Source organism: Nocardia brasiliensis (assembly GCF_042691675.1).
In the GTDB taxonomy this organism is placed as follows: Bacteria; Actinomycetota; Actinomycetes; order Mycobacteriales; family Mycobacteriaceae; genus Nocardia; species Nocardia brasiliensis_D.
Genome location: NZ_CP170507.1, coordinates 8,146,373 through 8,159,715, shown reverse-complemented (window position 1 = coordinate 8,159,715; position 13,343 = coordinate 8,146,373). Strand labels below are relative to the sequence as shown.

15 protein-coding genes are annotated in these 13,343 nt (G+C 67.1%); 12 read left to right on the top strand and 3 right to left on the bottom strand.

The window, feature by feature from the left end; translation table 11 throughout:
- Nucleotides 1-123: 123 nt before the first annotated feature.
- Together ACFK0J_RS37640 and ACFK0J_RS37635 are read left to right on the top strand one after the other, a co-directional pair.
- The gene (locus ACFK0J_RS37640; protein ID WP_378734433.1) at nt 124-579 is read left to right on the top strand and encodes an SRPBCC family protein; all 456 of its coding nucleotides are present in this window, start codon (nt 124-126) and stop codon (nt 577-579) included.
- 58 nt (nt 580-637) lie between these two features.
- A complete protein-coding gene (locus ACFK0J_RS37635; protein ID WP_378734432.1) occupies nt 638-1,348 on the top strand; it encodes an SIMPL domain-containing protein in 711 nt (236 codons plus the stop codon).
- 57 nt (nt 1,349-1,405) lie between these two features.
- Here ACFK0J_RS37635 and ACFK0J_RS37630 read toward each other — a convergent pair whose 3' ends face one another.
- On the bottom strand, nt 1,406-2,443 hold the full coding sequence (locus tag ACFK0J_RS37630; RefSeq protein ID WP_378734431.1) for a beta-ketoacyl-ACP synthase III: 1,038 nt from the start codon (nt 2,441-2,443) through the stop codon (nt 1,406-1,408).
- A gap of 258 nt (nt 2,444-2,701) precedes the next feature.
- Between ACFK0J_RS37630 and ACFK0J_RS37625 the strand changes: the two genes are divergently transcribed.
- From ACFK0J_RS37625 to ACFK0J_RS37600, 6 genes are all read left to right on the top strand, one after another.
- A complete protein-coding gene (locus ACFK0J_RS37625) occupies nt 2,702-2,974 on the top strand; it encodes a GlsB/YeaQ/YmgE family stress response membrane protein (protein WP_218472061.1) in 273 nt (90 codons plus the stop codon).
- 103 nt (nt 2,975-3,077) lie between these two features.
- Nucleotides 3,078-3,812: a phosphatidylserine decarboxylase gene (locus tag ACFK0J_RS37620; protein ID WP_218472060.1), complete on the top strand. Its 735-nt coding sequence runs from the start codon at nt 3,078-3,080 to the stop codon at nt 3,810-3,812.
- Nucleotides 3,812-4,711 (top strand): CDP-alcohol phosphatidyltransferase family protein, encoded by a 900-nt coding sequence (locus ACFK0J_RS37615; RefSeq protein ID WP_378743296.1) that lies wholly within the window; start codon nt 3,812-3,814, stop codon nt 4,709-4,711. Before ACFK0J_RS37620 ends, ACFK0J_RS37615 begins: the two co-directional genes overlap by 1 nt.
- Before the next feature lie 265 nt (nt 4,712-4,976).
- Nucleotides 4,977-5,861 carry an RNA polymerase sigma-70 factor gene (locus ACFK0J_RS37610; RefSeq protein ID WP_378743294.1) on the top strand — a complete coding sequence of 295 codons (885 nt, stop codon included), beginning with the start codon at nt 4,977-4,979 and terminating at the stop codon, nt 5,859-5,861.
- Nucleotides 5,862-5,946: 85 nt separating this feature from the next.
- Nucleotides 5,947-7,035, top strand: coding sequence for an NAD(P)/FAD-dependent oxidoreductase (locus ACFK0J_RS37605; protein WP_378734430.1), 1,089 nt, complete (start codon nt 5,947-5,949; stop codon nt 7,033-7,035).
- A gap of 123 nt (nt 7,036-7,158) precedes the next feature.
- On the top strand, nt 7,159-7,887 hold the full coding sequence (locus ACFK0J_RS37600; protein WP_378734429.1) for a Clp protease N-terminal domain-containing protein: 729 nt from the start codon (nt 7,159-7,161) through the stop codon (nt 7,885-7,887).
- Between the two features lie 53 nt (nt 7,888-7,940).
- Here ACFK0J_RS37600 and ACFK0J_RS37595 read toward each other — a convergent pair whose 3' ends face one another.
- Nucleotides 7,941-8,615, bottom strand: coding sequence for a suppressor of fused domain protein (locus ACFK0J_RS37595; RefSeq protein ID WP_378734428.1), 675 nt, complete (start codon nt 8,613-8,615; stop codon nt 7,941-7,943).
- Nucleotides 8,616-8,793: 178 nt separating this feature from the next.
- On the opposite strand from ACFK0J_RS37595, the gene ACFK0J_RS37590 reads away from it, so the two are divergent.
- The 3 genes from ACFK0J_RS37590 to ACFK0J_RS37580 all read left to right on the top strand — a co-directional run bounded on the left by ACFK0J_RS37590 (nt 8,794) and on the right by ACFK0J_RS37580 (nt 11,669).
- Nucleotides 8,794-9,087, top strand: a complete 294-nt coding sequence (locus tag ACFK0J_RS37590) for a hypothetical protein (RefSeq protein ID WP_107659693.1) — start codon at nt 8,794-8,796, stop codon at nt 9,085-9,087.
- A gap of 251 nt (nt 9,088-9,338) precedes the next feature.
- Nucleotides 9,339-10,964, top strand: a complete 1,626-nt coding sequence (groL, locus tag ACFK0J_RS37585) for a chaperonin GroEL (RefSeq protein ID WP_218472055.1) — start codon at nt 9,339-9,341, stop codon at nt 10,962-10,964.
- Nucleotides 10,965-11,072: 108 nt separating this feature from the next.
- A complete protein-coding gene (locus tag ACFK0J_RS37580; protein WP_378734427.1) occupies nt 11,073-11,669 on the top strand; it encodes a Uma2 family endonuclease in 597 nt (198 codons plus the stop codon).
- 68 nt (nt 11,670-11,737) lie between these two features.
- Here ACFK0J_RS37580 and ACFK0J_RS37575 read toward each other — a convergent pair whose 3' ends face one another.
- Nucleotides 11,738-12,742 (bottom strand): SMP-30/gluconolactonase/LRE family protein, encoded by a 1,005-nt coding sequence (locus tag ACFK0J_RS37575; protein ID WP_378734426.1) that lies wholly within the window; start codon nt 12,740-12,742, stop codon nt 11,738-11,740.
- 118 nt (nt 12,743-12,860) lie between these two features.
- On the opposite strand from ACFK0J_RS37575, the gene ACFK0J_RS37570 reads away from it, so the two are divergent.
- The gene (locus tag ACFK0J_RS37570; RefSeq protein ID WP_378734425.1) at nt 12,861-13,325 is read left to right on the top strand and encodes a MarR family winged helix-turn-helix transcriptional regulator; all 465 of its coding nucleotides are present in this window, start codon (nt 12,861-12,863) and stop codon (nt 13,323-13,325) included.
- Nucleotides 13,326-13,343 lie beyond the last annotated feature (18 nt).

Sequence of the window (13,343 nt, the reverse complement as noted above, 5' to 3'; positions counted from 1 at the left end):
CCGAGATCCGTGGACAACATGCTGAATGTGACCCAACTGTCTTCCCGATTAATATGTGCACTACCCGTCAAGCGCGCTCGGCCGGACACTGTCGGTTCGTTCGCATGAACCCCGGAGGCAGAGTTGCCGAAAAATCTCGAAGCCACCATTGATATCGCCGCGTCGCCCGAGCAGGTGTGGGCCGTGGTCTCGGATGTGAAGCGGATGCCCGAGTTCAGCCCGCAGTGCGTGCGGATGCTGCCGCTCGGCACCCCGAAGGCGGGCACCTGGGTGCTCAACCTGAACCGGGACGGCAAGAAGTATTGGCCGACCACCGCCCGGATCGTGCGTTTCGAGCCGAACCAGGCGTTCGCGTTCCGGATCAACGAGAACCGCTCCATCTGGAGCTACACGCTGGAGCCGACCGAGACCGGCACCAGGCTGATCGAGCGTCGCGACGTCGCCAACGGCACCACCTGGCTCTCCCGCAAGGCCATCGACGCCGCGCTCGGCGGCGAGCTGCCGTTCGAGGCCGAACTGGTCCGCGGCATGCACGAGACGCTCGGCAAGATCAAGACCGCGGTCGAGTCGACGAGCTGACCCGGCTGTCCGGCGCGTTCGCCCTCGGCGCCGGGCATTCGGTCGTATGTTGCGGAGTATGCGACGAATGACGCGCTGGTCCGCGGCCATTGCCGCGCTCGCGGTCACCACCGCGCTGGTGACCGGCTGCGGCAAGTCCGACTCCGGACCCGAACGAGAAGTCACCGTGGTCGGCAGCGGCCAGGTGCGCGGCGCCCCGGACATCCTGAACGCCGACATCGGCGTCGAGGTGACCGCCGACAACGTCTCGGCAGCCATCGACCGCGCCGATGCGAAGGCCAGGGCGATGACCGACGCGATGGTCGGCGCCGGACTCCCCCGCGAGGACGTGCGCACCACCGACGTCTCGATTCAGCCGCAATACGCGGGCGGCCCGGACGACAACAACACCGTCGTCGGCTACCGCGCCACCAACTCGGTGCACGTCGTCGTGCGGGAGCTGAGCAAGGCATCCGGCGTGCTGGACAGCGCGATCAAGGCGGGTGGCAACGAAACCAGGCTGCGCACGGTGTCTTTCGCGATCGATGACAACTCTCAGCTGCTCGCCGACGCGCGGGCGCGGGCGTTCGCCGACGCGAAGGCGCGCGCCGAGCAGTACGCGGTGCTCGCCGGGGTGCGGTTGACCGAGGTCATCACCATTACCGAGGCAAGCAACCGCGACGACATCCCGAAGGGGTCCGCGCGGGACGCGGCGCCGGAATCGCTCGCGCTGGAACCCGGCACCCAGACGGTGACGTTCACCGTGAAGGTCACCTGGGGACTGCGCTGAATCGACTGACTGCGCTGAGTCAACTGACTGTGCTGATCAACCGACCGCGCTGATCAATTATCCGCTTATCGCCGCTTTGGGCAGCGTAACGACCTGTGCCGCATAGGAAAGCCCCGCGCCGAAGGCGATGAGCAACGCGGTATCACCCGGCTTGGACTCGCCCTTGCGTAACAGCGACTCCATGGCCAGCGGGATCGACGCGGCCGAGGTATTGCCGGTCTCCTCGATGTCGTTGGCCAGCGCGCAGTTCTCCGGCAGCTTCAGCACCCGCGCCATGATCTCGATGATCCGGCCGTTGGCCTGGTGCGGAATCATCGCGTCCAGGTCGTCGGTGGACAGTCCGGCCCGGTCGATGGCGTCGCGGCAGACCTTCTCCAGGGAATGTGCGGCCCAGCGGAATACCGCGGTGCCCTCCATCGCCAGGTACGGGCGCACCGCGTCGAGGCCCTTGTCGTCGATCTCGCGGAAGAACTCGACCCAGTCCTTGTCCTGCCGGATCGCGTGATGCTGGGTGCCGTCCGAACCCCACACCGTCGGCCCGATGCCCGGCTCGGCCGAGGGGCCGACGATCACGGCACCCGCGCCGTCGGCGAACAGGAACGCGGTGGAGCGGTCCTTGGGGTTGATCGTGTCGGTCAGCTTCTCCACACCGATCACCAGCACGTGCCCGGCGGTACCGCAGCGGACCAGATCCGAGGCCAGCGCGAGGGCGTGGCAGAAGCCCGCGCAACCGGCGGAGACGTCGAAGGCCGCCGAGCCGTTCATGCCGAGTTCGGTCGCGATCCGCGGTGCGGCGGCGGGGGTCAGCAAGAGGTGCGTCGACGTCGCGACGATCACGCAATCGACCTGGTCGACCGCGATGCCCGACGATTCGAGCGCCCCCTGGGCCGCGGCGACACTCATGCTCTGGATGGTTTCCGACTCCCCGGCGAACCGCCGGGTCTTGATCCCGGACCTGGTCTGGATCCACTCGTCGCTCGAGTTGATCGGACCCGCCACCTCGTCGTTGGTCACGACTCGAACCGGGCGGTATACGCCGAGCCCGAGGATCGCCGTGTGCTCTGCCCCGGTGGTCTGGGCGATTCGAGCAGCCATGTGCGTCTCCTATGTACCTGCGGCACCGCCGCCGGGTTGTCCCCGAAGCCTCGAAATGATCCCTCGTCAGCCACACCTACGGAGCCGTAGACATGAGGCCCCCTCATATTAGCTGGCGAACCGGCGTTTCGCCGTGCGTATTCTCACAATCACCGGGTATCCCGCGGTTAGCATGCTGATTGCTCCGTTCGGCATGCCCCAACTATGTGTCTGCGTCCTTGCGCGCCACGGACCGCAGACGCGGATTGCGAGGACACCATGCTCGGTCTCGGGATTATCGGGTGGATCATCATCGGTGGTCTTGCCGGCTGGATCGCCAGCAAGATCATGAAGACGGACGCCCAGCAGGGCATCTTGTTGAACATCGTCGTAGGCATCGTCGGTGGCCTACTCGGCGGGTTCATCCTGAAGTTGTTCGGCGTCGACGTCGAAGGCGCCGGCCTCTGGTTCAGCTTCTTCACCTGCCTCGGTGGCGCGGTCATTCTGCTGTTCCTGGTCGGTCTGGTGATGGGCCGCCGAGTCCGAAGCTGACGGCACCATGCCACAGGCTCCTTTTCCCGTAAGGTGTGAACGCTTGCGCCGGTCCTATCGTTGAAGGCGCGATCCGTCTGCATCTAGTACGAAAGAGGAGCCTGTGGCCCGCCGTCCCACGCCGCCCGGCACGCCTGAACGCACCGGAATCGGCCATGTTGCCGATTTGGTTCGCAACGCGATTCCCCCGCTGCATCCCGCCGGGCTTCCGTTCGTCGCCGCACCACTGGCGATCGCCGTCGTCGGCGGCAAGCGCAAGTGGGTGCGCCGGACGGGCCTGGTGGCCGCGGCCGCCTGCGCGACGTTCTTCCGGCACCCGAACCGGGTGCCGCCGAACCGGCCCGGTGTCGTGGTCGCCCCAGCGGACGGTGAGATCGCCCTCGTCGACACCGCCGCTCCGCCTGCGGAATTGGGCCTCGGCGACCAGCCACTGCCCCGGGTGAGCATCTTCCTCTCCGTTCTCGACGTGCACGTGCAGCGCACGCCGGTCTCCGGTGTCGTGCGCACGGTCCTGCATCAGGCGGGCCAGTTCCGTTCGGCCGATCTCCCCGAGGCCAGTTCGGTCAACGAACGCAACAGCATGGTGCTGGAAACCCCGGACGGGCATCAGGTCGTCGTGGTGCAGATCGCGGGCCTGCTGGCCCGCCGGATCGTCTGCGACGCCCAGGTCGGCGACGTGCTGACCATCGGTGACACCTACGGGCTTATCCGCTTCGGGTCCCGATTGGACACGTACTTCCCGGCGGGCACCGAGCTACTCGTCCAAGTGGGACAGCGCACCATCGGCGGCGAGACCGTCCTCGCGGTGCTCGGGTCCTCGGCATCCACTGATTCATGATGGAAGCGGCTGTCCCGACTCAGCGACGACGGCGCCGCTCGATCCGGCTGCTGCCGAGCGTGGTGACCATTCTGGCGCTGTGCTCCGGATTGTCCGCGGTGAAGTTCGGCCTGGACAACCGGCTCGACATCGCGCTCGCGATGATCGGCGCCGCGGCCGTGCTGGACACTCTCGACGGGCGGCTCGCCCGAATGCTGGACGCCACCACCAAGATCGGCGCGGAGCTGGATTCGCTCTCCGACGCCATCTCCTTCGGCGTCGCGCCCGCGCTCGTGCTCTACGTGACGCTGCTGCACAGCGAAACCGCGGGCTGGATCATTGCCCTGCTGTTCGCGGTGAGCATCGTGCTGCGGCTGGCCAGGTTCAACACCCTGCTGGACGACGACACCCGGCCGGAGTGGTCGCGCGAGTACTTCGTCGGCGTGCCCGCCCCGGCGGGTGCGCTCATCGCCATGGTGCCGGTCGCGCTGTTCGTGGTGTTCGGTGACGGCTGGTGGGTCTCCTTCTATGCGGTGGCGGCGTGGACGGTCGGTGCTGCGGCGTTGTGCGTCAGCACCATTCCGACGCTGGCAATGAAGTCGGTGTCGGTCGCACCGCAAGCCGCCGCCGGGTTGCTGGTGCTCGTCGCGTTGGCGGCCGCACTGCTGGTCACCTACCCGATCGTGTTGCTGCTGATCTTGGTCGCGCTGTATTTGGGTCACATCCCGTTTGCCTGGCACTCGCAGCGCTGGGTGGCCGCGCGCCCGGAAACCTGGCAGCACAAGCCCGCCGAGCGGCGCGCGCAACGCCGCGCTCAGCGCAGGCCGGTGATTCGCCGGCCCGCGATCCGCGGGTCCACCGCCCGCCTTCGGTTGCGCCGTCCCGGCGGCAAGCGCGATATCGACGACCTGCCCCGCTGACCCACCGCCCGCCAGCTTTCGCGAGGCTGGGATTTTTTAAGGACTTGGCAAGCCCTTGCGAGGAGGCTGCTGGAGTATGGACACTCTGGCGGCGGTAGGCGGCTTCGGCCTCGGAGGGTTGGCAATCGGCGGCTTCGGCGGCGCGCGTTTCGGATTGAAGCGGCTGCTCGGCGCCGGCGGTTCGACGGGGGCCGGACACGTGGTACCGCCCGCGCGGGCGAGCGGTACGGTCATATCCGGCGGGCGGGCGCGGAAGAAGGTGGCGATGGAGCCGGACGGGTTGCGGGAATTCGTCGCGCATCGACCCAGGCTGTTCGCACTCGCCTACCGGATGCTCGGGTCGGCCGGTGAAGCCGAAGACGCCGTGCAGGAGACATATCTGCGCTGGGACGCCGCCGACCGCAGCCGAATCCGTTCCGCCGAAGCCTGGTTGACCACCGTGCTGGTGAATCAGTGCCGCACCTGGCTGGTTTCGGCGCGGGCCCGCCGGGAGACCTACGTCGGACCGTGGCTGCCCGAGCCCGTACCCACCGAGCGCGGCGAGCTCGGTCCGCTGGAGACCGTCGAAGAGCGCGAGCTGGTTTCGTTCGCGCTGCTGACCGCGCTGGAGCGGTTGACGCCGATCGAACGGGCCGTATTCGTGCTGCGCGAGGCATTCGGTTACGCACACCGCGAGATCGCCGACATGCTCACCATCACCGAGACCAATTCGCAGCAGATCTACCGGCGGGCCGGTCAGCGAGTACGCGAAGGCCGGGCGCGGTTCGACATTTCGACCGAGTACGCGGGCGAGCTGATCAAACGGTTCCTGAAGGCGGCGCGCAATGGGGACATCGAGTCGCTGGAACAGATGCTCACCGCAGATGTCACCTCGATCGCCGACGGCGGCGGACAGGTCAACGCGGCCCGGCGGCCGGTCATCGGTGCGAAGAAGGTCGCGCGGTACCTGGCCGGGCTGTTCCGCTGGGAGTTGCCCGGCATGGAGATCCTGATCGAGGAGATCAACGGCGCGCCCGCCGCGGTGGCCAGGGTGGACGGAGTTCCGCTGCTCGTCGCCGGCCTGGAGTTCGTGGATGGTGCGATCGCCACGCTGCGGCTGGTCGTCAATCCGGAGAAGCTGGCCTATCTCGCCAGATCGTCGAAGAGCTGAGTGACGCGCTTCACGGCGCGGAATTGTCAGGGATGGTGCGGCTATCCGGTCTGGAAGGTGTCGACCGATCGAAAGGAGCCACATCATGACCGGACAGCATCGGATCGTCGTCCTCGGCGCCGGGTATGCGGGGCTGGCGGCGGCCCGCCGCCTCGCCAGCAAGGCGCGCGCGGCCGAGATCACCGTCGTGGACGCCCGCGCGAGCTTCGTCGAACGGGTACGGCTGCACCAACAGGCGGCCGGACAACAGATTTCGAGATGGGATCTTGGGGAACTGTTGGCGAACAAGAACATTCACTTCGTCCGCGCTCGGGCGACGCGGATCGACACCGAGGCCGAGCGGGTACTGCTGGACAGTGCAACGGCGCTCGACTACGACACGCTCGTCTACACACTGGGCAGCATCGCGGACCCGAACGGTGTGCCCGGTGTAGCGGAGCACGCGTACCTGTTGGCAACACCCGAGGACGCGGACCGGTTCACCGCCCCGCGGGGCGCCGTGGTGATCGTCGGCGGTGGCGCCACCGGCATCGAGTTGGCCGCGGAACTGGCAGAGACACAACCGGATTCGCGAGTCATGCTGCTCGGCCCGGACGAGCCGGGTGCCTGGCTGTCGCCGCGGGCGCGGGCGCATATTCGGCGGGTGCTGGAGCGGCTCGGCGTCGAGATCCGTTCGGATGCCAAGGTTATCGAGGTGACCGAGGACGGTGTGCGGCTGGCCGACGGTGCCCTGATCGAGGCCGCGGCGACGGTGTGGACCGCCGGCTTCGGCGTGCCGGATCTAGCGGCGCGCTCGGGTCTGTCGGTCGACCGGGTAGGCCGAGTGCTGACCGACGCGTCACTGCGGTCGCTGTCCCACCCGAACGTTTACGCCGCGGGCGATAGCGCGGTGATCGCCGGTCCGGGCGGCCAGGAACTGCGGATGGCTTGTGCGACCGCGCTGCCCACCGGCAAGTACGCGGCCGACGCCATTGCCACGCGCCTGCGCGGCGGGGAACCGGGGCCGCTGCGGTTCCGGTACGCGGTCCAGTGCCTGAGCCTCGGTCGCCGGGACGGTCTCATCCAGCTCCTGCACGCCGATGATTCGCCGCGGCGGACCGTGCTGACCGGGCGGACGGCCGCCTGGGTGAAGGAAGCGGTGGTGCGCGGCGCGGGGTGGGCAGCTCGACCCTGAACTGCGGTGTAGCCGCTGCGGTTTCGGTCGCCAGCGACGCACTGCCGCACCGGCGGCGGATAGCGGATCGACGTACGTCAACTCGGGGTTGACGATCGCCAATCGTCAACCTATCGTTGACGCATGACCATTCCCTTCCGCCTCGACGATCTGATCGACGGCATCAAGAAAGCCCGCCCCGACAACGTCCTCGACCAACTGTCCGACGCCGTGGTCGCGGGCGATCACCTCGGCGAAGTGGCCGATCACCTGATCGGCCACTTCGTGGACCAGGCCCGCCGTGCGGGTGCTTCCTGGACCGACATCGGCGCCAGCATGGGCGTCACCAAACAGGCCGCGCAGAAGCGCTTCGTGCCGAAGGGCCCCGGCGACCCGGCCGAAGCCGCCCTGATGGATCCCAATGCGGGCTTCGCGAGATTCACCTCGCGGGCCCGGGCGGTGGTGATGGCCGCGCAGGAGGCCGCGCGCCTGGCAGGCAATTCCCAGATCGGTGTCGAACATATGGTGCTCGGCCTGCTGTCTGAACCGGAAGGGTTGGCCGCGAAAGAACTCCTCGTCAGCGGCCTCACCCTGGAAGCCGTTCGCGATGCGGCCACCGCGGCACTGCCGCCGGGCGGCGATGACGTTCCCCCGCTCATTCCCTTCGGCCCGGAAGCCAAGAAGGCGCTGGAACTGACCTTCCGTGAGGCACTTCGCTTGGGGCACAACTACATCGGCACCGAGCACATCCTGCTCGCGCTGCTGGAGCAGGAGAACGGCAGCGGCCTGCTGAGCGGGCTCGGGGTCGAGAAGGCAAAGGTCGAGGCGCATTTGGTCGAACTGCTCGCGCAGATCGTGGCCAACCGGTCCTGAGCCCGCGCGGGGCGCCGACGTCGAAGGGGGTGCGCGGAGACCCGCGCGGTATTTCAGGCCCGTCCGCGCAAGCCGCCACCCCAACGTGGCCACTGCGCTTGCGGTTTCGGTTCGGGAACCAACGGCGCGCGTTCGATATCGGTGACGTACAGCGGGAGCCGCGGCGCCAGTTCCGCGAGCAGTTCGAGTGCTTTTCCACCCTGCGCCGCCCGATACTCGGGCAACGTCAGCCCGACGATCTGCAGGAATCGCATACTGCCGTGCGGAGTTTCGATGGTGCCGAGTTCCGGGTCGGTGGTGAAGGCGACGGCCTGGATGCTCGAATCCGGTTGGTCGGCGGCGATCGGTCCGTTCGCCTTGATGGTGTGCCCCGGCTCGAACCACTTGCCGGACTGGAAGACATAACGCGCGAGGTTTTGCAGGAAGTTCGCCGGCCACACCGGCGGTTCGGCGTCGGCGGCTCGGCGAACCAGCCGGAAGGTGAACTCGAATCCCCAGCCGGACTCGTCGGGGTTGTCCCACTCCTTCTCGTACAGCTCGGTCATGCCGTAACTGATGTAGTGCCAGTGCGGCACCGGGTCGGTGCGGGTATACGCGCTGATCCCGTCGAGTGGATCCGGTCCGCCGAGCGACCAGCGGTGATCGGTGGCCCAATGGAAAGGTTCGATATCGCCGTACAACGGCTGTAGGGCGCCGTCGATGGCATTCCAGCCGGGTGCTTCACTCACCCCGCCACCATAAGGGCGTACCTCCGCATTCGCTCCGGCCATGCGCGGTCTAAGGGCGGACCCTTCCGGACCACCCCCGCGGAGCATGTGGAGCACGGATCCCACGCCCAGGCGCCCGAAAATGATCATGATTCCCCTCCCGGGCCTTCCCTCCACAGGCGCCCGCTAAGCTATAGCAATGGCGGATGAAACGGATTCCGACCTAATCGCGGGGGAACGACGCGCCGATCTGCTGCGTGCGCTTTCTTATGTGTCCACTGAGTCCCAGCCGGACGGCAGCTATGTCGTCAACGGCGACCTTCCCCCCGAGGTGGCGCCCCCTTTTATTCGGGCGATCATGCGGGTCGAAGCAGAGTTGCTGTTGCACGACGCCGAGCTCGTCACGGTGGAGGGCGGCGAACCGCGCTCCCCGGAGGAGCGCAGGACCGACGCCTTCGTCGCGTTGGTGCTGCGGGTGGACGACCGGGCGTAGGTCGATCGCGTCCTGAGCGCCGGGCTACGGACGGCGCTCGGTGAAGACGACCTTGCACTCGGCACCCCCGAGTGCTAGAAATGGCTTTGGCACTCTCGACCTGTGAGTGCCAGGTCGGGACGGTGAGACCGGGTTCCATCGACACCCTCGGTCGTCCGTCGCGGGCACCGCACCTGGCCAGCGTAAATGGGGCGATCCAACCTGCGATCGTCTCGTGTGTCAGCCATACACATGTGGAGGATCTCAACGCAATGGCCAAGACAATTGCGTACGACGAAGAGGCCCGTCGCGGTCTCGAGCGGGGTCTGAACGCCCTCGCCGACGCGGTCAAGGTGACGTTGGGCCCCAAGGGTCGCAACGTTGTCCTGGAGAAGAAGTGGGGCGCCCCCACGATCACCAACGATGGTGTTTCCATCGCCAAGGAGATCGAGCTGGAGGACCCGTACGAGAAGATCGGCGCCGAGCTGGTCAAGGAAGTCGCCAAGAAGACGGACGACGTCGCGGGCGACGGCACCACCACCGCCACCGTGCTCGCCCAGGCGCTCGTGCGTGAGGGTCTGCGCAACGTCGCGGCCGGCGCGAACCCGCTGGGTCTGAAGCGCGGTATCGAGAAGGCCGTCGAGGCCGTCACGGCTCGCCTGCTCGACTCGGCCAAGGAGATCGACACCAAGGAGCAGATCGCTGCTACCGCGGGCATCTCGGCCGGCGACTCGTCCATCGGTGAGCTCATCGCCGAAGCCATGGACAAGGTCGGCAAGGAAGGCGTCATCACCGTCGAGGAGAGCAACACCTTCGGGCTCCAGCTGGAGCTCACCGAGGGCATGCGCTTCGACAAGGGCTACATCTCGGGTTACTTCGTCACCGACCCGGAGCGTCAGGAAGCGGTCCTCGAGGATCCGTACATCCTGCTGGTCGGCTCGAAGATCTCGACCGTCAAGGACCTGCTGCCGCTGCTGGAGAAGGTGATCCAGGCCGGCAAGCCGCTGCTGATCATCGCCGAGGACGTCGAGGGCGAAGCCCTGTCGACCCTGGTGGTCAACAAGATCCGTGGCACCTTCAAGTCTGTCGCCGTCAAGGCGCCGGGCTTCGGTGACCGTCGTAAGGCGCAGCTCGCCGACATCGCCATCCTCACTGGTGGCGAGGTCATCAGCGAAGAGGTCGGCCTCTCCCTGGAGACCGCCGGCATCGAGCTGCTCGGCCAGGCCCGCAAGGTCGTCATCACCAAGGACGAGACCACCATCGTCGAGGGTGCGGGCGACGCGGAGGCCATCAAGGGCCGCGTTGCGCAGATCCGTGCCGAGATCGAGAACTCGGACTCGGACTACGACCGGGAGAAGCTGCAGGAGCGTCTGGCCAAGCTGGCCGGCGGTGTTGCGGTCATCAAGGCCGGTGCCGCGACCGAGGTCGAGCTCAAGGAGCGCAAGCACCGCATCGAAGATGCCGTGCGCAACGCCAAGGCTGCCGTCGAAGAGGGCATCGTCGCCGGTGGCGGCGTGGCCCTGCTGCAGTCGGCGCCCGCGCTGGACGACCTGAAGCTCAGCGGTGACGAGGCGACTGGCGCGAACATCGTGCGTGTCGCGCTGTCGGCGCCGCTGAAGCAGATCGCCTTCAACGCGGGCCTCGAGCCCGGCGTTGTCGCCGAGAAGGTTTCCAACCTGCCCGCCGGCCACGGCCTCAACGCCGACTCCGGCGTGTACGAGGACCTGCTCGCCGCCGGTGTCGCCGACCCGGTGAAGGTCACCCGCTCCGCGCTGCAGAACGCGGCGTCCATCGCGGCTCTGTTCCTCACCACCGAGGCCGTCGTCGCCGACAAGCCGGAAAAGTCCGCCGCTCCCGCCGGCGACCCGACCGGTGGCATGGGCGGCATGGACTTCTGATCCCCCGGATCAGCTAGTTCCCGCTAGTCACGAAGGCCGGTCCACCATCAGGTGGGCCGGCCTTCTGCATAGGATGGGCGAGACCGTGCTTCCGAGATCGAGGTGGCGATGAGCGTACTGCCGGCCTGGGCGACCGACCCGGAGATGCTCCTCATCGATGAGGAGGGATACGCCGCGCTGCCCGCGGAGGTGCAGAAGCAGATCGAGGTGATCGACGGCCGGGTCATCTTCTGCCGGAGCGGCAGTGTCGAGCACAATATCGTCGCGCGCCGTCTGGCAAACGGATTCGACGCGGCGCGGCCCGCTGAGCCGTGCACTCGCGTTGTCACCGACTTCGAGATGCATTACCTGAAGGTGCGACCCAACAGTCCAGGGTTCTCCTTCCGTCGCCCGGATGTCACGGTCCACCGGTGCATCTCGCGCGGCCAAAAGCTTGATACCAGCGATGTGATGCTGGTTGTCGAAGTCGTCTCCCCCGGGTCGGAGTACATCGACACAGTCGATAAGCGTGCCGAGTACGCGGCCGAGGGCATACCCGTTTACCTCGTTGTCCATCTCGATGATGAGTTGCGGGTCAAGATAATCCAGGAGTACCGGCTCGACTGGGCCAGCGGAAGCTATCGCCAGGCCGAGCCGCACCAAGAAGTCTTGGTTTTGAAAGAGCCCTTCCCGGTAGAGATTCCTTTCAGCGCTATCGACGCCTGAGTACCCATCACGGCGGTCGTCTGTGTGACGCGCTTGCCGACGCCGACTCATCTGGCGTGCCGCCGGGGTCAGATTCCGTTGACGGTGACGACTGCGAAGGGGTGGGGGGTGCCGGGGCCCATGGGGCCGCCTTTGTCGAATTGGGAGGAGACGACGAGGGTTTGGTTGTTGTGGCGGATCAGCGTGGTGGGGATGGACAGGGATTTGTCGGTGATCTGGTGGTCCAGGGTGGCGGTGCCGCCGTTGTCGGTGAGGGTCCAGCGGCTGATGGTGTTGGTGGTGTTCTGGGCGGCTCGCAGGATGTTGTCACGGAGGTCGAGCCCGTCGCCGTGAGCCAGGTTGCCGCCGTGCATGGTTACCTTGCGGATCGGGTCGGTGGTGTTGGGGGCGAGGGTGATTCGGAACAGGTTGCCTGCGTTCATATCGACGACCAGTAGGTAGTTGCCTGCGGGGTCGGCGGCGATACCGTTCAAGGCGAGGCCTGCGGGGTCGTGTGGTGCGGTGGCGGCGTTCAGATCGAATTGCGTTGTCATTTCGGCACGTCCGCCGTGTGCCGCGGCGTCTGCTACTTGATCGGTGGTGACGCGGTAGACGACGCCGCGCACCGAATCGGTCAGGTACACGGTGCCGTCGGGGGTGATGGCCAGATCGTTGACGAAGCGCGCTCCCGCACCCGGCACTTCGAAGCGGGCGATGAGGGCGCGAGTTGTGGTGTCGTACACGGCAACTCCGGCGGTCGAGTCGGTCACCCACAGTCGGCCCGCCTGGTCGACCTTCAGGCCGTTGGCGGTCTTGCGGCCGTCGGCGCCCTCGGGCAGGAAGATCTCGGCCTGCCCGGTGCCGGAGGTGGCTCGGTAGACGGCCCCGGTGGTGTACGAGCCCACGTAGGTGTCGCCGGTGCGCGGATCGGCGGCGATGCCCTCCGGGTAGGCGCGGTCGCTCGGCAGTTCGAAGGCGGTGCTGAGCGCGGGGACCGCGGCCTCTTCGGTGGTGCCACAGGCCGCGACGGCGGCGCAGGTCACGGCGATGGCAACGGACAACAGACGACGGCGGGTTGCGTGGGACATGGTCATGCCTCTCATCAGGACTATCGCTCAGATGTATCCACATCTGAGTATGAGCACGAACATAGATTAGGGTTCTAATGTCAGTCAAGACTCTCATTTACGATCGGGCAGATACCATGCGCTCATGACGTCCCTGCACTCCTCTGAGCGCCTCGGCTCCTATGTGAAGCGCGCCGAGCAGGCACTGCAAACGGCGAAGAACGCCGCGTTGAAGCCCGCGGGCGTCACCGTGCCGCAGTACGCCGCTTTGCTTTTCCTCGACGAGAACCCCGGCATCTCGGCCGCCGCCCTGGCCCGGCTGTGCGGCGTGACGCCACCGACGATGAACACCGTGCTGACCAACCTGCAGGACCGCGGCCTCATCGAACGAACCCCGCACGCGTGGCACAAGAACATCCTGGAAACCCGCCTCACCGAGGCGGGCACCGCCGTCATGAAGGATGCCGACGCCCGCGCGGTCCGGGTGGAACGCGCGGTCGCCGCCGGATTCACCGAAGCCGAACGCGCCACCCTGCAAGATCTGCTCACCCGCTGCGCGGATCTCTTCGACTCGGTTCGGCCCGACACCCCTGCCGCCCAGCAGAAGTGAGTCCCACCGTGCTCGGGC